Genomic DNA, 18,827 nt, shown 5'->3' on the forward strand with positions numbered 1-18,827 from the left:
TCATGCCACGCCCGCGTCATACGAGCTGCACGAGCTGCTTGCCGAAGTTGCGGCCTTTCAGCATCCCGAGGAACGCTTCGGGCGCGCGCTCGAGCCCGTATGCGATCGACTCGCGGTAGTGCAGGTGTTTCGACGCGACGAGCTCGGTCAGCTCCGCGAGCGCGGGCGGCCACGCGTCCGGATGCTCGAACACGATGAAGCCCTGCATTTTCAGCCGCGAGCGCAGGATCAGCGCCGGCGCCGCCAACGGCGCGCTCGCGCCGTCGTACGCGGCGATCATCCCGCACACGGCGATGCGGCCGAACGCATTCATCCGCGCCATCGTCGCGTCGAGCACCGCGCCGCCGACGTTCTCGAAGCACCCGTCGACGCCGTCGGGCGTCGCGGCCGCGAGGTCGTCGACGAGCCGGCCTGCCTTGTAGTCGACGCACGCGTCGAAGCCGAGCGCCTCGACGACGTAGCGGCACTTGTCCGGACCGCCCGCGATGCCGACCGCGCGGCACCCGGCGCGCTTCGCGAGCTGCCCGACGACGCTGCCAACCGCGCCGCTCGCTGCGCTCACGACGACCGTTTCGCCCGCCTTCGGCACGATGATCCGGTTCAGCCCGTACCACGCGGTGACGCCCGGCATCCCGGTCACGCCGAGGCTCGCCGACAGCGGCACGCGCGACGTGTCGACCTTGCGCAGCCCGTGGCCGTTCGACGTGCCGTATTCCTGCCAGCCGAGCGTGCCGACCACGCGATCGCCGACCGCGAACCCGGGGTGCCGCGACTCGATCACCTCACCCGCAGTGCCGCCGATCATCACTTCGTTCAGCGGCTGCGGCGGCGCATACGACTTCGCGTCGTTCATGCGGCCGCGCATGTACGGATCGAGCGACAGGAAGTGATTGCGCACCCGCACTTCGCCGTTGGCGAGCGGCGCGAGCGGGGTCTCGACGAGCCGGAAGTTGTCGACGCTCGCCGCGCCCTGCGGACGCGATACGAGCAGGATCTGACGATTGACGATGCTCATCGCTGCCTCCAGTCCCATGCCTCGCGGCCGCGCGGAATGCGCGCCGCAAGAAGAAACGGCCCTGCCGGACAGGCAGGGCCGCACGTCGCCGCGCTTACGCGTCGCTCGGGCCGGGCTGGGCGTCCGGCGCCGTGCGGTTGCGTTGCCGGCGGATGTCGCGGCCCACCGCCAGCCGCCGCATGTACTTGAACGTGCCGAGCGCCTTCGCGACGAAGTTGCCTTCGCTGTCGCGCACTTCGCCTTCGCAATAGGCCATCGTCGTCGAGCGATGCATCACGCGCCCGTAAGCGCGCAACTCGCCGCGCCCCGGCTGCATGAAGTTCACCTTCATCTCGACCGTGACGACGCCGATGCCGTCGTCGGTCAGGCTGCGCGCCGCCATCGCGAGCGCGATGTCCGCGAGCGTCATCGTCACGCCGCCGTGCGCGATGCTCCACGTGTTCATGTGCCGCTCCTCGAGCGACAGCACGATCTCGCTCGCCCCGTCCTTCGCGGACACGAGCTGCACGCCGAGCATATCGACGAACGGGCTTTCGATCTGCGGGCCACCCGCCTGCTGTGCCGCGCCGCTCATCATGCCGCGTCGACGATGTAGTCGACGCACTCGCGCGATTCGGCCACCGCGACGACGAATTTCTTCACTTCCTGGTGAACCGGGTGCACCTGGTACGCGTCGAGCGCGGCCTTGTCCGCGAAATCGGACACGAGCACGATGTCGGCGGTCGCGTCGAGGCCCGGCGTCGCGAGACCGACTTCGAGATGAAGGACGCCCGGCACGAGGTCGCGGCAGCCTTCGAGCTTTTCCTTCAGCTTCAGCGCGTTCTGCGCGCGCGTCGCGCCTTCGGCCGATTCTTTCAACTTCCACATGACGATATGTCGGATCACTTCGTTCGCTCCAGTTTCAGGTCGTGATGGTTTGCCATTGTGGCCCAAACCTCGTCGACCGGGAATCCTGCCCCACCCGGCTCGCCAGCCGGATGGACGGGCAGGCGCGAGCCTGCATCTTCCGCGCCGGTTGGCTACACTGCCGACTTGTCCCCGTTATACGAAACGCACGCCATGAATCGCCCGCCCTATCTCGCGCACGCCGCGCTGCTGGAACTGGCCCGCCAATCGGCCGCCGTGTCGTCGTCGTGCACGTGCACGAAAACGCCGCTCGCCGGATGGACGAGCCTGCCGCTGTCGCTGCCGGAAGATCAACTGGAAGCGGTCGGAACGCTCGTGGCGCCGGACGAGACCGACGAACCGACCTTCGACGAATATCATCCGGCCGGAACGCGCTACTGGTCGGCGGATGCGCCGATCGCCGCGCGTCATTTCCCGTACAACCGCAGCAACGTCTGCCGGTGCCGGCCATGCGGGCGCGTGTACCTGCGCTACCAGGAAGGCGGCGGCTACTTCATCGACCAGCGGATTCGCGCACTGAATCCGGAACTGATCGTCGATGCGGGCGGTTGACGCTTTCGCATCGCGCCATCACGCGACCCGGCCCAATCGCCGTCAATGCGCGACGACGCGGTTTCGCCCTTCCCGTTTCGCCTGGTACAACCGTTCGTCGACCACGCGCAGCAACGCGTCGACCGTGCTCCCGTCGACCCCGTATTGCGCAACGCCGACACTGACCGTCACCTGCACGCGCTTGAAATCGAGCCCGAACGGCGAACTCGAGATCGACGAGCGCACGCGCTCGGCCGTCATCCGCGCGCCTTCGAGCGGCATCTCCGGCAGCAGCGCCATGAACTCCTCGCCGCCGACCCGCGCGAGCCCGCCGGCCGGCCGGACCACGAACTCGTCGCCACCGCCCCGCGCGGTCCCGCTCCCCGGCCGGATCGCGTCGAGGCACTGGCGCACGACGCCGCGCAGCACCTCGTCGCCGATCTGGTGCCCGTACGCATCGTTGATGTTCTTGAAATTGTCGAGATCGAGTGCAAGCAGGCAGAACGGCGTGCCGTCGCGTTCCGCGCGCTGGATCTCGCGTTCGACGAGGCCGATGAACTGCCGGCGGTTCGACGCGCCCGTCATCGGATCGGTCGCGGCCATGTATTCGAGCTTCTGGTTCGTGCGCCGCAGCTCCTGCAGCGCGCTCTCGGTGCGCGCCATCGATTCCGACAGCCGGCTCATCAGGTCTTCCTGGCTGTAGATCGCCGAGAACGAGCGCGTCGTCTGCAGCGCCTGCACGACGCCGTAGCTGAGCAGGAAGAAGCCGCCCGCGAAAATCGCGTGCGCGAGCCACCACATGTGATTCCACGGCTTGCCGAGAATGAACGCGAGCGACGACAGCGCGAACGCCATGATCGACACGCCGTAGATCACCATCAGCGGCGAACGGATTCGCCGCGCGAGCAGCACGGCGACGTTCAGCAGCGAGAACACGAGCGCGCCGCCTTCCATCGACAGCCGCGTGCCCGGCGCGCCCGCGACCGGCGAATACGCGACATACGCAACCGCTGCATCGACGACCAGGAAGAACACGATCCACGGCAGCCACGTGCGCACGCTCGTGCGCTTGTCGAAGCGATCGGGCGGACGGGAATAGGACAACAGGCCGGTGAGCAGCAGGATCGACATCACGAGCCGCGACGCGGGCCCGTACAGCAGGAACAGCCAGATATTGTGATGCGCCATCCCGGTGAATGCACCGTGCAGCGCGTAGATCATCGCGAAGCCGAGAAAGCCGAGTGTCAGCCAGCGCAGCAGCGGTTCGCCGGACGACCGGTAGCACACCCAGGTCACGTAGGTGACGAACCCGCCCTCGAGGGTCGCGGCCGCAATCGCGATTTCATGGAACGCGTGGCTCTCGAACACGGCGTGCGGGTCGCTGAAGAACCACAGATAGGCGATCAGATAGGCGGGCAGCAACGCGAATCCGACCAGCAGGCATTTCGCGTAGAGCCTCGCGGCCGCGCTGACGACGCGCGGCGGCTCGCTTGCGGTGTATGTCGTGCTCAATTCGGCCCCCGATCGATCCGCTGCGTTGTTCGAATGCGAAAGACGCCGGACCACGACACACCGCCCGCCCCCCGCTTACGGGGCATGCGCGGCGACCGTCCGCGCGACGCGCTATCCGGCCCCTAATACCGAAAGGCAAATGTCAGAGCAAGTATAGGTGGGGCAAATCGTTTGACAAGTAAGGGGAAACGGCATCGGTATGACCGCGCGGATTGATTCTCGTCCGTATCGGATCGCACGGATCGGACACATTGTCGTATGCGGGTCGAGGCTCCCACTCGCGCCGCTGCGCAGCCGGCGTTCGAACACGCACGCCGGCTGCGCCAAGGTCAGACGATCTCGAACAGGCCGGCCGCGCCCTGCCCGCCGCCGATGCACATCGTGACGACCACGTACTTCACGCCGCGCCGCTTGCCTTCGATCAGCGCATGGCCCGTCAGGCGCGCGCCCGACACGCCGTACGGATGGCCGACCGCGATCGCGCCGCCGTTCACGTTCAGGCGATCCTCAGGAATCCCGAGCGTGTCGCGGCAGTACAGCACCTGCACCGCGAACGCTTCGTTCAGTTCCCACAGGCCGATATCGTCGACCTTCAGCCCCGCCTGCTTCAGCAGCTTGGGCACCGCGAACACGGGGCCGATGCCCATCTCGTCCGGCTCGCAGCCGGCCACCGCGAAACCGCGGAATACGCCGAGCGGCTGCAGCCCGTCGCGCTGCGCGGCGTCCGCGCTCATCACGACGCAGGCCGACGCGCCGTCCGAGAACTGGCTCGCGTTGCCGGCGGTGATCACGCCGCCCGGCACGGCCGACCGGATCTTCGACACGCCTTCGAGCGTCGTGTCCGGGCGGATCCCTTCGTCGGCCGATACCGTCACTTCCTTCGTGAACAGGCGGCCCGTGGCCTTGTCGGCGATGCCCGCGAGCACCGTGATCGGCACGATCTCGTCGCGAAAGCGTCCGGCTTCCTGCGCGGCCGCGGCACGCAGTTGCGACTGCACGCCGTACTCGTCCTGCCGCTCCTTCGAGATGCCGTAGCGCTTCGCGACGTTCTCCGCCGTCTGCAGCATGTTCCAGTAGATCTCGGGCTTGTGCTGCGCGAGCCAGCCTTCCTGGATCATGTGGTGGTTCATCTCGTTCTGCACGCACGAGATCGATTCGACGCCGCCCGCGACGTACGCTTCGCCTTCGCCCGCGATGATCCGCTGCGCGGCCAGCGCGATGGTCTGCAGCCCCGACGAGCAGAAACGGTTCACCGTCATCCCCGGCACGCTCACCGGCAGCCCTGCGCGCAAGGCGATCTGCCGCGCGATGTTCGCGCCGGTCGCGCCTTCGGGGTTCGCGCAACCCATGATCACGTCCTCGACGCGCGCGGGGTCGAGCTTCGCGCGTTCGAGCGCGGCCGCGACCACGTGGCCGCCGAGCGTCGCGCCATGCGTCATGTTGAAAGCACCGCGCCAGGATTTCGCCAGCGGCGTGCGGGCGGTCGATACGATTACGGCTTCGGTCATGCGAGTCTCCTTCGGTCCTGCTTCGTGTCCTGCGTCGAATGGGAATGCGCTACGCCGCCGGGCGCGCGCCCGCGGACGTCACATGAGCGACGCCCGCTGCCTGCATCTGCTGCCATGCGTGGGCGAGCGACCCGTTCAGGTCGATCGCGCGGCACGCATCGTTGATCACCGCGGCGTCGAAACCGGCCGCGCGCGCGTCGAGCGCCGACCACGCGACGCAATAGTCCGTCGCGAGCCCGCAGCACCACACGCGCTTCGCGCCGAGCTCGCGCAGATAGCCCGCGAGCCCCGTGCGCGTCGTGCGATCCGCTTCGACGAATGCGGAATAGCTGTCGACCTGCGCGTCGCCGCCCTTGCGGATGACGAGCCGCGCATGCGGGATGTCGAGGTCGCGATGCAGCGCCGCACCCTCGGTGTCCTGCACGCAGTGCACCGGCCACAGCACCTGCTCGCCGTACGGCAGCGCGAGCGTGGAGAACGGTTCGCGGCCCGGATGGTTGGCCGCGAACGACACGTGCTCGCGCGGGTGCCAGTCCTGCGTCAGCACGACCTGGTCGAAGCGCTGCGCCAGGGCGTTGATCACCGGCACGACCGCGTCGCCGTCGGGCACCGCGAGCGCGCCGCCCGGCATGAAGTCGTATTGCACGTCGATCACGAGCAGTACGTCGTCGGTGTGTCTCATTGCGTTTCTCCGGGTGTGCGTCGCGCCGCGATCCGGCGCGTCAGCCGTTGAACCCGCGGCCGGCCTTCGCGAGCTCCGCGATCGACGGCGCGAGCTGCCATGCGTCGCCGTTCGGCGCGGCCGCGTAGCGGCGAATCGCGCGCTCGACGTTGTAGAGGCCGACCGCGTCCGCGTACAGCATCGGGCCGCCGCGCCACAGCGGGAAGCCATAGCCGGTCAGGTAGACCATGTCGATGTCGGACGCCTTCGACGCGATCTTCTCCTCGAGGATCTTCGCGCCTTCGTTCACCAGCGCGAACACGAGCCGCTCGACGATCTCTTCGTCGCCGATCTTGCGCCGCTCGACGCCGCGCTCCTTCGAATACGCGACGACCATCTCGTCGACGAGCGACGACGGCTTTGCCTTGCGCTCGCCCGGCACGTAGTCGTACCAGCCGGCGCCCGTCTTCTGGCCGAAGCGGCCCTGCTCGCACAGGCGGTCGGCGATCTTCGAGTACTGCAGGCCGGGCTGCTCGACATAGCGGCGCTTGCGGATCGCCCAGCCGATGTCGTTGCCGGCGAGGTCGCTCATCCGGAACGGGCCCATCGCGAAACCGAATTTCTCGATCGCGCGATCGACCTGCGCGGGCAGCGCGCCCTCCTCGAGCATGAAGAGCGCCTGGCGGATGTACTGCTCGATCATCCGGTTGCCGATGAAGCCGTCGCACACGCCCGACACGACCGCCGTCTTGCGGATCTTCTTCGCGACCGCCATCACGGTGGCGAGCACGTCCTTCGCGGTCTGCGCGCCGCGCACGACCTCGAGCAGCTTCATCACGTTCGCCGGGCTGAAGAAGTGCATGCCGACGACATCCTGCGGGCGCTTCGTGAACGCCGCGATCTTGTCGACGTCGAGCGTCGACGTATTCGACGCGAGGATCGCACCCGCCTTCGCGACTTCGTCGAGCTTCCTGAACACCTGCTCCTTCACGCCGAGCTCCTCGAACACGGCCTCGACGATCAGGTCGGCATCCTTCAGGTCGTCGTAGGACAGCGTCGGCGTGATCAGCGCCATGCGCGCGTCGAGCTTCTCCTGCGTGAGCTTGCCCTTCTTCACCTGCGCGTCGTAGTTCTTGCGGATCGTCGCGACGCCGCGCTCGAGCGCTTCCTGTTTCGTTTCGAGCAGCGTGACGGGCAGCCCTGCGTTCACGAAATTCATCGCAATGCCGCCGCCCATCGTGCCCGCGCCGATCACGCCGACCCGGCGAATCTCGCGCAGCGGCGTATCGGACGGCACGTCGGGAATCTTGCTCGCCGCGCGCTCACCGAAGAACGCATGCCGCAGCGCGCGGCTTTCCGGCGTCATCATCAGCGCGACGAACCCTTCGCGCTCGGCGATGCTGCCCTTGTCGAAGCCGTGCAGCACGCCGGCCTCGATCGCGTCGATGCACTTGTGCGGCGCGGGGAAATTCGGTGCCGCGGCCCGCGCCGAATTGCGCGCGAACTGGATGAAGCCCGCGGCGTTCGCGTGGACGATCTTGCGATCGCGCACGCGCGGATGCGGCCCCTTCTGCGCACCCGCCTTGCGCGCGAACGCGACGGCCGCGTCGAGCAGGTCGCCGTCGGCCATTTCGTCGAACAGCCCGCTCTTCGCGAGTTGCTCCGACGGCACGGGCGCGCCCGACACGATCATGTTCAGCGCGGTTTCGAGCCCCACCGCGCGCGGCAGGCGCTGCGTGCCGCCCGCGCCCGGCAGCAGGCCGAGCTTGACCTCCGGCAGCGCGACCTGCGCGCCCGGTGCCGCGACACGGTAGTGCGCGCCGAGCGCGAGCTCGAGGCCGCCGCCCATCACGACGCTGTGCAGCGCCGCGACGACGGGCTTCGCGCTCGCCTCGACCGCGCGGATCACGGTGTGCAGCGTCGGCTCCTGCAGCGCCTTCGGCGTATTGAATTCGGTGATGTCGGCGCCGCCCGAGAATGCGCGTCCCGCGCCGGTCAGCACGATGGCCGTGACCGACGGGTCCTGCGCGGCGCGATCGAGGGCGTCCATGACGCCCTGACGGGTCGACAGGCCGAGCCCGTTGACGGGCGGATTGTTGAGCGTAAGGACGGCCACGCCGTCGCGAGTCGAGTAATCCACTGCCATCTGCCTGCCTCCATGCATCGCGCGCCGGGGTGGCTGCGCTTCATTGTGCGCGGTCGAACAGCCGCATGTCCGGTTGAACGCAGGCAGCATACAACGAAAAAGCACGGTCGTTCAATTTGAATTTGAACGCGATTCGGGGGAGGAACAACTGCTAGCAGATCGCCGTCGGCAACACGTAATCGCGGAACGTTTCGCGCAGCTTCAGCTTCTGCAGCTTGCCGGTCGCGGTGTGCGGCAGCGAGTCGACGAACACGACGTCGTCGGGAATCCACCATTTCGCGACCTTGCCTTCGTAGAACGCGAGCAGTTCCTCGCGGCTCACGTCGGCGCCGTCCCGCAGGACGACGACCAGGAGCGGGCGCTCGGTCCATTTCGGATGCGCACAGGCGATGCAGGCGGCCTCGGCCACGCCCGGGTGCGCGATCGCGACGTTCTCGATGTCGATCGAGCTGATCCACTCGCCGCCCGACTTGATCACGTCCTTGCTGCGGTCGGTGATCTGCAGGAAGCCGTCGGGGTCGATCGTCGCGACGTCGCCGGTCGGGAACCAGCCGTCCGACAGCGGCGACGTATCGCCGCGAAAGTAGTGGTCGATCACCCACGGGCCGCGCACCTGCAGTTCGCCGAACGCGACGCCGTCCCACGGCAGATCGTGGCCGTCCTCGCCGACGATGCGCATGTCGACGCCGCAGATCACGCGCCCCTGCTTCTCGAACAGCTTGCGCTGCGCGTCGAGCGGCCGCTGCGACTGCGCCCAGTTGAGCTTCGCGAGTGTGCCGAGCGGCGACAGTTCGGTCATCCCCCACGCATGGATCACGCGCACGCCGTATTCGTCCTCGAAGGTGCGCAGCATCGCGGGCGGGCACGCGGAGCCGCCGATCACCGTGCGGTTCAGCGTCGAGAAGCGCACGCCGGCCTCGCGCATGTAGTTGAGCAGGCCGAGCCACACGGTCGGCACGCCCGCGGAGAACGTCACGCGCTCGGCTTCCATCAGCTCGTACAGCGATTTCCCGTCGAGATCCTTGCCGGGAAGCACGAGCTTGCCGCCCGTGAGCGGCACCGCGTACGGCAGCCCCCACGCGTTGACGTGGAACATCGGCACGACGGGCAGCACGGCGTCCATCGCGGACAGGTTCATCGCGTCGGGCAACGCGGCGCCGTACGCGTGCAGCACGGTCGAGCGATGCGAATACAGCACGCCCTTCGGGTTGCCGGTCGTGCCCGACGTGTAGCAAAGCCCCGACGCCTGCTGCTCGTCGAGGCGCGGCCAGTCGTAGCGGCCGTCCTCCGCTTCGACGAGCGTTTCGTAGCACAGGAACGGCGTCGTGCCGGACGGCAGGTGCGCGGCGTCCGTCATCGCGACCCAGCCCTTCACGTGCGGGCATTGCGGCGCGATCGCATCGACGAGCGGCGCGAAATTGAGGTCGAAGAATACGTAGCGGTCTTCCGCGTGATTGACGATGTACGCGATCTGCTCGGGGAACAGGCGCGGGTTGATCGTGTGGCACACGGCACCCATGCCGCCGATCCCGTAATACGCTTCCAGATGCCGGTAGCCGTTCCACGCCAGCGTGCCGACGCGATCGCCGGTTTCGACGCCGAGCCGCGCGAGCGCCTGCGCCAGTTGCTTCGCGCGGCGTTCGCAATCGCGGTACGTGTAGCGATGCAGATCGCCTTCCACGCGCCTCGACACGATCTCCGTGTCGCCGGCATGCCGCGCGGCATGAGAAATCAGCGAGGACACCAGCAACGGCAGGTCCATCATCTGGCCCAGCAACGGCTTACCCATCGTCTTGTTCTCCGTGAGGATGCGAATCGGCGACCAGCCTCTGCGGCGCGCCCGTCAGCGGCCCCGGACGGGCGTCGCGCAAGGCGCGCGGGCCACCATGCGGGCGGCGCGGCGCCGCCTTACAATATCGGCTTACCCAGAGGCGCTCAACATGTCGTTTTCCCGAAGCGCAGCCGATACGGCTGACACCCTCCCCGAGCTCGCCGCCACGCTCGGCGCGCCCGCCGCCGGCGCGTTCGTCGCGCTCGGCGACGCGTTTCATACGCGGCTGCCGGCCGCGCCGCTGGCCGCGCCGTACGTCGTCGGCTTTTCCGGCGAAGTCGCGCAACTGCTCGACCTGCCGCCGTCGCTCGCCGCGCTGCCCGGCTTCGCCGAGCTGTTCGCCGGCAACCCGACGCGCGACTGGCCCGCGCACGCGATGCCGTACGCATCGGTCTATTCCGGCCATCAGTTCGGCGTGTGGGCGGGCCAGCTCGGCGACGGCCGCGCGCTGACGATCGGCGAGCGCGCCGGCACCGACGGCCGCCGCTACGAATTGCAGCTGAAAGGCAGCGGCCGCACGCCGTATTCGCGGATGGGCGACGGCCGCGCGGTGCTGCGCTCGTCGATCCGCGAATTCCTGTGCTCGGAAGCGATGCATCACCTCGGCATCCCGACCACGCGCGCCCTGACGGTGATCGGTTCCGACCAGCCGGTGGTGCGCGAGGAAATCGAGACGTCGGCCGTCGTCACGCGCGTGTCGGAGAGCTTCGTGCGCTTCGGCCACTTCGAGCACTTCTTCTCGAACGATCGCCCCGACCTGCTGCGCCAGCTCGCCGATCACGTGATCGACCGCTTCTATCCGGATTGCCGCCACGCCGACGATCCTTACCTCGCGCTGCTCGAAGCCGCGACGCTGCGCACGGCGGATCTCGTCGCACAGTGGCAGGCCGTCGGCTTCTGCCACGGCGTGATGAACACCGACAACATGTCGATTCTCGGCGTGACGATCGACTACGGCCCGTTCGGCTTCGTCGATGCGTTCGATGCGAACCACATCTGCAACCATTCGGACACGAACGGCCGCTATGCGTACCGGATGCAGCCGCGCATCGCGCACTGGAACTGCTACTGCCTCGCACAGGCGCTGCTGCCGCTGATCGGGCTGCAGCACGGCATCGCCGACGACGATGCGCGCGCCGAGCGCGCGGTGGACGACGCGCAGGCCGTGCTCGCGAAGTTCCCCGAACGCTTCGGTCCCGCGCTCGAACGCGCGATGCGCGCGAAGCTCGGCCTCGAGCTCGAACGCGAGAACGATGCCGAACTCGCGAACAAGCTGCTCGAGACGATGCATGCGAGCCATGCGGACTTCACGCTGACGTTCCGCCGGCTCGCACAGATCTCGAAGCACGACGCGAGCCGCGACGCGCCGGTGCGCGACCTGTTCATCGACCGCGACGCGTTCGATGCGTGGGCGAACCTCTACCGCGCGCGGCTGTCCGAGGAAACGCGCGACGACGCGGCACGCGCGGCCGCGATGAATCGCGCGAACCCGAAATACGTATTGCGCAACCATCTGGCCGAAGTCGCGATCCGGCGCGCGAAGGAAAAGGATTTTTCGGAAGTCGAGCGGCTCGCGCAGATCCTGCGACGGCCCTTCGACGAACAACCCGAGCATGAAGCGTACGCGGCGTTGCCGCCCGACTGGGCCGGGTCGCTCGAAGTGAGCTGCTCGTCCTGAAGCCCGCCACCCGCGCGTATCGACCGACCGATCAGGAGAACCCCCATGTCCCACGATTCCGACGACAAGACCTTCCCGTACCAGAAGGACGACGCCGAACTGCGCCGGCGGCTCACGCCGATGCAGTACGAAGTCACGCAGCACGCGGCGACCGAGCGTGCGTTCACCGGCGAATACACCGACACCGAAGACACCGGCATCTACAAGTGCGTCGTCTGCAGCACGCCGCTGTTCGAATCCGGCGCCAAGTTCCACTCGGGCTGCGGCTGGCCCAGCTACTTCAAGCCGCTCGACGGCGAGGTGATCGACGAGAAGATCGACTACTCGCACGGGATGGTGCGCGTCGAGGTCCGCTGCAACCACTGCGGCGCGCATCTCGGCCACGTGTTCGAGGACGGCCCGCGCGACAAGACCGGTTTGCGGTACTGCATCAATTCGGCTGCGTTAAACTTCGAGTCCCGACCCGAAAACGAATGAGCGGCGCCGGGCGGATCGGCGGGGCACCCCGCGCCGCCGCCCCGATCCGCTCCGGCGGTGCCTGGCGGGTCCCTACAACGGTGAAAGGCCGCGCAAGCGGCCTTTCACGCAGCTGCGAGCGCCATGAAATTCCTGTTCGATCTGTTTCCGATCATCCTGTTTTTTGCCGCCTTCAAGGTCTGGGGCATCTTTACCGCCACCGCCGTCGCGATCGTCGCGACGCTGGCCCAGGTCGCGTGGGTCGCCTTCCGGCACCGGAAGGTCGATACGATGCTGTGGGTCAGTCTCGGCGTGATCGTCGTTTTCGGTGGCGCCACCCTCGTCCTGCATGACGAGAAATTCATTCAATGGAAACCGACTGTGCTGTACTGGCTGTTTGCGATCGGGCTGCTCGCCGCGCGCTATGCGTTCGGCAACAACCTGATCGAGAAGATGATGGGCAAGCAGCTCACGCTGCCGCACCCCGTGTGGGACAAGCTGAACGTCGCCTGGGCGCTGTTCTTCGCGGTGCTCGGCGTCGCGAACCTGTACGTCGTGCACAACTTCACCGAGTCGCAATGGGTGAACTTCAAGCTGTTCGGCACGACGGGCGCGATGGTCGTGTTCATCATCCTGCAGAGCCTGTGGCTCACGAAATACCTGAAGGACGAATGACATGACGGACGCCTTTCTCCACGCGTCGCCCGACGAACGCATCGCGCTGATCGAAGCGCGCCTCACCGCATCGCTCGCCCCGCTGTCGCTCACCGTACGCGACGACAGCGCGCAGCACGCGGGCCACGCCGGCGCGGCCGCAGGCGGCCACTTCACGGTCACGATCGTGTCGGCCGCGTTCGCGGGCAAGCCGCGCGTCGCGCGGCACCGGCTGGTGTATGATGCGCTCGCTGATGCGATGCAGCGCGGCATTCACGCGCTCGCGATCGTGGCTTACACGCCCGAAGAATTCAACGAATCTTCAATCTAGTCTCATTAGGAATTCCCGATGATCCTGAAATCCCCCCGCCTGTGGGTCGCGGCGGCTGCTTTCGCAGCGGCACCGGCATTTGCCCAGAACATCGCCGTCGTCAACGGCACGCCGATTCCGAAGTCGCGCGCCGACGCGATGGTCGCCCAGCTCGTGCAGCAAGGCCAGACCGACAACGCGCAGCTGCAGCAGGCCGTGCGCCAGGAACTCGTGAACCGCGAAATCCTGATGCAGGAAGCCATCCGTGAAGGCATCCCGAACCGTCCGGACGTGAAGGCGCAGGTCGCCGTCGCGCAGCAGACCGTCGTGCTGCGTTCGATGATCGAGAGTTTCCTGAAGAAGAACCAGCCGACCGACGCGGAAGTGAAGGCGCGCTACGACGACCTCGTCAAGGGCGCCGGCGGCAACCGCGAATACCACCTGCACCACATCCTCGTCAGCGACGAGCAGCAGGCGAAGGACCTGATCGCGAAGATCAAGGCCGGCGCGAAGTTCGAGGATCTCGCGAAGCAGTTCTCGAAGGATCCGGGTTCGGGCAAGAACGGCGGCGATCTCGACTGGTCCGACCCGAAGGCGTACGTGCCGGAATTCGCGGCGGCCGCGCAGAAGCTGCAGAAAGGCCAGATGACCGACACGCCGGTGAAGACGCAGTTCGGCTGGCACATCATCCGCGTCGACGACATCCGCGACATCGCGCCGCCGCCGCTCGAGCAGGTGAAGGCACAGATCGCGCAGCAGCTCGTGCAGCAGAAGCTGCAGGCGTTCGAGGAAGGTCTGCGCCAGCAGGCCAAGGTGCAGTAACGCCTCGCTGCGCCGCATACGAGAAAGCCGCTCCACGGAGCGGCTTTTTCTTTTTGCCGGCACGCGAAGCGCAGTGCCGCTACGCGTAGAACGACGCGTGATACCGCACTTCGCCCGCCGGGCTCGGCGCGGCGGCATCGAACGGCAGCACCATCAGGTATTCCGGCGGCGCCTGTGGAAACACGATGTTGCCTGCGGGCCCGAACCCGAAGCGCGCGTAATAGGCGGGCTCGCCGAGCACGACGCAGCCGCGCGCGCCGAGCCGGCGCAACGCGTCGAGCCCCGCACGCACGAGCCCCGCGCCGACACTCTGGCGCCGGCATTCGGGCAGTACCGCGAGCGGCGCGAGCCCGTACCAGCCCGATTCACCGCCGTCGCCGATCGTCCCGACCGTCCTGATCGTCACCGGGGAAAACGCGACATGCCCGATGATGCGCTCGTCGCGCTCCGCGACGAGCGACACGCCGAGCGCGCCGTCCGCACGCAGCGCGTCGACGATCCGTTGCTCGAACTGCCCGTGCTGCGGCGCGTCCGCGAACGCCGCGGCGATCACCCGGGCAACCGCCGCGACGTCGCTCGCGCGTTCGTCGCGCAGCGTGACGATCTCGACCGGTGCGTGCGGATCGAACATCAGCCGATCCAGCGGCGTGCGTTGCGGAACACGCGCATCCACGGGCTCGCTTCACCCCAGCTTTCCGGGTGCCAGCTCATCGTCACCGTACGATGCACGCGCTCCATGTGCGGCATCAGCACCGAGAAGCGGCCGTCGGCCGTCGTGACCGACGTGATGCCGGCCGGCGAGCCGTTCGGGTTGAACGGATAGCGCTCGGTTGCTTCGCCGCGGTGGTCGACGAAGCGCATCGCGACCGCGACGCGATCGATGTCGCCCTGTTGCGAGAAGTCCGCATAACCTTCGCCGTGCGCGACCGCGACCGGAATCCGCGAGCCTTCCATCCCCGCGAAGAAGATCGACGGCGATTTCTCGACTTCGACGAACGAGAAACGCGCCTCGAACTGCTCGGACTTGTTGCGCGTGAACTTCGGCCACGCTTGCGCACCCGGGATCATCGACGAGATGCTCGACAGCATCTGGCAGCCGTTGCAGATGCCGAGCGCGAACGTGTCGGGACGCGCGAAGAACGCCGAGAACATGTCGGCGAGATTCGCGTTGAAGCGGATCGTCTTCGCCCAGCCTTCGCCCGCGCCCAGCACGTCGCCGTACGAGAAGCCGCCGCATGCGACCGCACCCGCGAAATCGGCAAGATTCGCGCGCCCGGCCAGCAGGTCGCTCATGTGCACGTCGTGCGCATCGAAGCCCGCGCGGTCGAACGCGTAGGCCGTTTCGAGATGCGAGTTCACGCCCTGCTCGCGCAGGATCGCGACACGCGGACGCGCGCCCGTCGCGATGAAGGGTGCCGCGATGTCGTCGGCCGGATCGAAGCTCAGCACCGGCGAGATGCCCGGGTCGGCCACGTCGAGCAGCGCGTCGTATTCGGCATCCGCGCACGCGGGGTTGTCGCGCAGGCGCGCGATGCGCCAGCTCACTTCGCTCCATGCGCGATGGAGTTCGGCGCGCGGTGCGTCGAAAATCTTCTTCGCGTCGCGGTACACCTCGATCACGTCGCGATCGTTGACCGAGCCGATCACGTGCGAGCACGCCGACAGGCCGAACTCGCGCAGCGCGCCGAGCACCGCGTCACGGTCGGTCGCACGCACCTGCACGACGGCGCCCAGTTCCTCGGAGAACAGCGCGCGCAGCGTGCGATCCTCGCGGCGGCCGCTCGTCTGCTTCGCCCAGTCCTTCGCGTCGCCGTAGTCGGATTCGTGATTCGGGTCGAGCGTCAGCATGTCGACGTTCAGCGACACGCCGGCGTGGCCCGCGAACGCCATTTCGCACACCGTCGCCCACAGGCCGCCGTCCGAGCGGTCGTGGTACGCGAGCAGCAAGTCCCGCGCATTGAGCGACTGGATCGCGTTGAAGAAACGCTTCAGGTCTTCCGCGTCGTCGACGTCCGGCGTCGTGTCGCCAACCTGCTGCGTGACCTGCGCGAAGATGCTGCCGCCCATCCGGTTCTTGCCGCGGCCGAGATCGATCGCGATCAGCACGCTGTCGCCCGCGTCGGCGATGCGACGCAGTTGCGGCGTCAGGTGGCGGCGCACGTCCTCGACCGGCGCGAACGCGGAGATGATCAGCGACACCGGCGACACCACTTCCTTCGCGACGCCCTGCTCGTCCCACTTCGTCTTCATCGACAGCGAGTCCTTGCCGACCGGGATGCCGATCCCGAGCGCGGGGCACAGCTCCATGCCGATCGCCTTGACCGTGTCGAACAGCGCGGCGTCCTCGCCGGCCGTGCCGCACGCAGCCATCCAGTTCGCCGACAGCTTCAGCTTGTCGAGCGACGCGATCGGCGCGCTCGCGATGTTCGTGATCGCCTCGCCGACCGCCATGCGGCCCGAGGCCGGCGCGTCGATCACCGCGAGCGGCGTGCGCTCGGCCATCGTCATCGCCTCGCCCTTGAAGCCCGCGTAGTCGAGGGCGGTCACCGCGCAGTCGGCCACCGGCACCTGCCACGGGCCGACCATCTGGTCGCGCACCGACGTGCCGCCGACCGAGCGGTCGCCGATCGTGATCAGGAACGACTTGCTGCCGACCGTCGGGTGCTTCAGCACGTCGACCGCGACTTCCGACAACGCGATGCCCGTCACGTCGACCGGTGCGCGCTCGGTCGTGACGCGCGTGACGTCGCGATGCATGCGCGGCGGCTTGCCGAGCAGCACTTCCATCGGCATGTCGACCGGGTATTCGTCGGCGCCCGTCGCTTCGTCGTCGACGAGCTTCAGCTGGCGTTCGTCGGTCGCGACGCCGACCACCGCGAACGGGCAGCGCTCACGCGCGCAGATCGCCTCGAAACGCGGCAGGTCGGCCGGCGCGATCGCCAGCACGTAGCGCTCCTGCGCCTCGTTCGACCAGATTTCGCGCGGCGACAGGCCCGATTCCTCGAGCGCGACCTTGCGCAGTTCGAAGCGCGCGCCCTTGCCCGCGCCGTCGACGATCTCGGGGAACGCGTTCGACAGGCCGCCCGCGCCGACGTCGTGGATGCTCAGGATCGGGTTTTCCGCGCCGAGCTGCCAGCAGCCGTTGATCACTTCCTGCGCGCGCCGCTCGATTTCCGGGTTGCCGCGCTGCACCGAGTCGAAGTCGAGCTCGGCCGTGTTCGCGCCGGTCGCCATCGAGCTCGCCGCGCCGCCGCCCATGCCGATCCGCATGCCGGGGCCGCCGATCTGGATCAGCAGCGAGCCGGCCGGCACGTCGTGCTTGTGCGTGTGCTGATCCGCGATGTTGCCGAGGCCGCCCGCGATCATGATCGGCTTGTGATAGCCGTGCACCTTCCCGCCGACGTTCTGCTCGTACACGCGGAAATAGCCGCCGAGGTTCGGGCGGCCGAATTCGTTGTTGAACGCGGCGCCGCCGAGCGGGCCGTCGATCATGATCTGCAGCGGCGACGCGATGCGGTCCGGACGGCCGTACGGGCCGTGCGCGTCGTTCGGGTTGCGCTCGCCGACCGGCTGCGCTGCGTCGCGCGCGTTTTCCCACGGCTGGCGGGCGTCCGGCAGGTCGAGGTTCGACACGGTGAAGCCCGTGAGGCCGGCCTTCGGACGCGCGCCGCGGCCCGTCGCGCCTTCGTCGCGAATCTCGCCGCCCGCGCCGGTCGCCGCGCCCGGGAACGGCGAGATCGCCGTCGGGTGGTTGTGCGTCTCGACCTTCATCAGCGTGTGCGTGAGCTCGATGTGGCGGCCGTAGCGCTCGCCCGGCTCGCCGGCCGCGCCTGCGTTGCGCGGGAACCAGCGCTCGGCTTCGGCGCCGACCATGATCGACGAGTTGTCCGAATACGCGACGATCGTGCCCTGCGGGCTCAGCTTCTCGGTGTTGCGGATCATCGCGAACAGCGACATGTCCTGCGCTTCGCCGTCGATCGTCCACTGCGCGTTGAAGATCTTGTGGCGGCAGTGCTCGCTGTTCGCCTGCGCGAACATCATCAGCTCGACGTCGGTCGGGTTGCGTTCGAGCTTGCGGAACGCATCGACCAGGTAGTCGATCTCGTCGTCGGCGAGCGCGAGGCCCAGCTCGACGTTCGCGCGTTCGAGCGCGCCGCGGCCGACACCCAGCACGTCGACGGTCGACAGCGGCTTGGCCGGCAGTTCGTCGAACAGGTGCTTCGCGTCGTCGCGCGCCGCGACCACGCTTTCGGTCATCCGGTCATGCAGCGCGGCCGCGACGGCCGCGCGCGCGTCGTCCGACAGCGCCTTCTTGCCGCCGAGCAGGCCCGATTTCAGCGTGACCGTGAATTCGACGCCGCGCTCGATGCGGCGCACGTGCGTGAGGCCGCAGTGCCGGGCGATGTCGGTTGCCTTGCTCGCCCACGGCGAAACCGTGCCGAAGCGCGGCAGCACGACGAAGGTCTCGGCCGTGCCCTTGTCGGCCGCCGGCTCGAACGGCGCGCCGTAGTGCATCAGCGCGTCGATGCGCGCGCTGTCGTCGGCCGACAGCGGCTCGGCCGCATTGACGAAGTGCAGGAACTGCCCGCGCACCGCGACGATGTTGGCGTCGATTTGCCTGAGCGTGTCGAGCAGACGGGTTTGACGGAAATCGGAGAGGGCCGAAGCGCCGGGAAAACACGAGAAGTGAGCCATGGGCTGGACTGACGTCGATGAGTCGCGCGAGGTGGCGACGTGGGGCGAAAGGAAGGCCGTAATTATACCCGGAAGTCGGTCGCCCAAACCCGTCCGCGGCGC

General features: G+C 68.0%; 16 protein-coding genes. 6 read left to right on the plus strand and 10 right to left on the minus strand.

From position 1 onward, the window contains the following. Window positions 1-16 precede the first annotated feature (16 nt). The 3 genes from WT26_RS13150 to WT26_RS13160 form a co-directional block, all read right to left on the minus strand. Window positions 17-1,015, minus strand: a complete 999-nt coding sequence (locus WT26_RS13150) for an NADP-dependent oxidoreductase (RefSeq protein WP_042584209.1) — start codon at window positions 1,013-1,015, stop codon at window positions 17-19. Between the two features lie 94 nt (window positions 1,016-1,109). Continuing rightward, the gene (locus WT26_RS13155; protein ID WP_069273756.1) at window positions 1,110-1,589 is read right to left on the minus strand and encodes a PaaI family thioesterase; all 480 of its coding nucleotides are present in this window, start codon (window positions 1,587-1,589) and stop codon (window positions 1,110-1,112) included. Continuing rightward, complete coding sequence (locus WT26_RS13160; RefSeq protein WP_069273070.1) at window positions 1,589-1,900, minus strand: Dabb family protein; 312 nt, start codon at window positions 1,898-1,900, stop codon at window positions 1,589-1,591. The genes WT26_RS13155 and WT26_RS13160 overlap by 1 nt, the downstream gene beginning before the upstream one ends. Window positions 1,901-2,074: 174 nt before the next feature. Here WT26_RS13160 and WT26_RS13165 point away from each other — a divergent pair, with 174 nt between their 5' ends. Continuing rightward, window positions 2,075-2,473, plus strand: a complete 399-nt coding sequence (locus WT26_RS13165) for a hypothetical protein (protein ID WP_069273071.1) — start codon at window positions 2,075-2,077, stop codon at window positions 2,471-2,473. Between the two features lie 42 nt (window positions 2,474-2,515). Here WT26_RS13165 and WT26_RS13170 read toward each other — a convergent pair whose 3' ends face one another. From WT26_RS13170 to WT26_RS13190, 5 genes are all read right to left on the minus strand, one after another. Then, entirely contained in the window at window positions 2,516-3,964 is a 1,449-nt protein-coding gene (locus tag WT26_RS13170) for a GGDEF domain-containing protein (RefSeq protein WP_069273072.1), read from the minus strand. A gap of 329 nt (window positions 3,965-4,293) precedes the next feature. Beyond that, window positions 4,294-5,472, minus strand: a complete 1,179-nt coding sequence (locus WT26_RS13175; RefSeq protein ID WP_069273073.1) for an acetyl-CoA C-acyltransferase — start codon at window positions 5,470-5,472, stop codon at window positions 4,294-4,296. 49 nt (window positions 5,473-5,521) lie between these two features. Further along, complete coding sequence (gene pncA / locus WT26_RS13180) at window positions 5,522-6,154, minus strand: bifunctional nicotinamidase/pyrazinamidase (protein ID WP_059532618.1); 633 nt, start codon at window positions 6,152-6,154, stop codon at window positions 5,522-5,524. A 40-nt stretch (window positions 6,155-6,194) separates the two neighbouring features. Beyond that, complete coding sequence (locus WT26_RS13185) at window positions 6,195-8,279, minus strand: 3-hydroxyacyl-CoA dehydrogenase NAD-binding domain-containing protein (RefSeq protein WP_059662674.1); 2,085 nt, start codon at window positions 8,277-8,279, stop codon at window positions 6,195-6,197. A gap of 151 nt (window positions 8,280-8,430) precedes the next feature. Further along, complete coding sequence (locus tag WT26_RS13190; protein ID WP_069273074.1) at window positions 8,431-10,068, minus strand: 3-(methylthio)propionyl-CoA ligase; 1,638 nt, start codon at window positions 10,066-10,068, stop codon at window positions 8,431-8,433. A 151-nt stretch (window positions 10,069-10,219) separates the two neighbouring features. Here WT26_RS13190 and WT26_RS13195 point away from each other — a divergent pair, with 151 nt between their 5' ends. The 5 genes from WT26_RS13195 (at window position 10,220) to WT26_RS13215 (ending at window position 14,030) form a co-directional block, all read left to right on the plus strand. Beyond that, a complete protein-coding gene (locus WT26_RS13195; protein ID WP_059662680.1) occupies window positions 10,220-11,788 on the plus strand; it encodes a protein adenylyltransferase SelO in 1,569 nt (522 codons plus the stop codon). A gap of 45 nt (window positions 11,789-11,833) precedes the next feature. Then, complete coding sequence (gene msrB, locus WT26_RS13200) at window positions 11,834-12,265, plus strand: peptide-methionine (R)-S-oxide reductase MsrB (RefSeq protein WP_059532605.1); 432 nt, start codon at window positions 11,834-11,836, stop codon at window positions 12,263-12,265. 123 nt (window positions 12,266-12,388) lie between these two features. Beyond that, complete coding sequence (locus tag WT26_RS13205) at window positions 12,389-12,919, plus strand: septation protein A (protein WP_011352350.1); 531 nt, start codon at window positions 12,389-12,391, stop codon at window positions 12,917-12,919. Window position 12,920: 1 nt separating this feature from the next. Then, window positions 12,921-13,229, plus strand: coding sequence for a BolA family protein (locus WT26_RS13210; RefSeq protein WP_059532602.1), 309 nt, complete (start codon window positions 12,921-12,923; stop codon window positions 13,227-13,229). Window positions 13,230-13,247: 18 nt separating this feature from the next. Next, the gene (locus tag WT26_RS13215; protein ID WP_069273075.1) at window positions 13,248-14,030 is read left to right on the plus strand and encodes a peptidylprolyl isomerase; all 783 of its coding nucleotides are present in this window, start codon (window positions 13,248-13,250) and stop codon (window positions 14,028-14,030) included. Window positions 14,031-14,109: 79 nt separating this feature from the next. Here the strand turns inward: WT26_RS13215 and WT26_RS13220 are convergent, their stop codons facing one another. Then, window positions 14,110-14,661: a GNAT family N-acetyltransferase gene (locus WT26_RS13220; RefSeq protein WP_069273757.1), complete on the minus strand. Its 552-nt coding sequence runs from the start codon at window positions 14,659-14,661 to the stop codon at window positions 14,110-14,112. After that, window positions 14,661-18,725, minus strand: coding sequence for a phosphoribosylformylglycinamidine synthase (gene purL, locus WT26_RS13225; RefSeq protein WP_059532595.1), 4,065 nt, complete (start codon window positions 18,723-18,725; stop codon window positions 14,661-14,663). The genes WT26_RS13220 and purL overlap by 1 nt, the downstream gene beginning before the upstream one ends. Between the last annotated feature and the right edge of the window lie 102 nt (window positions 18,726-18,827).

This window comes from Burkholderia cepacia (genome assembly GCF_001718835.1).
Classification (GTDB): Bacteria; Pseudomonadota; Gammaproteobacteria; order Burkholderiales; family Burkholderiaceae; genus Burkholderia; species Burkholderia cepacia_F.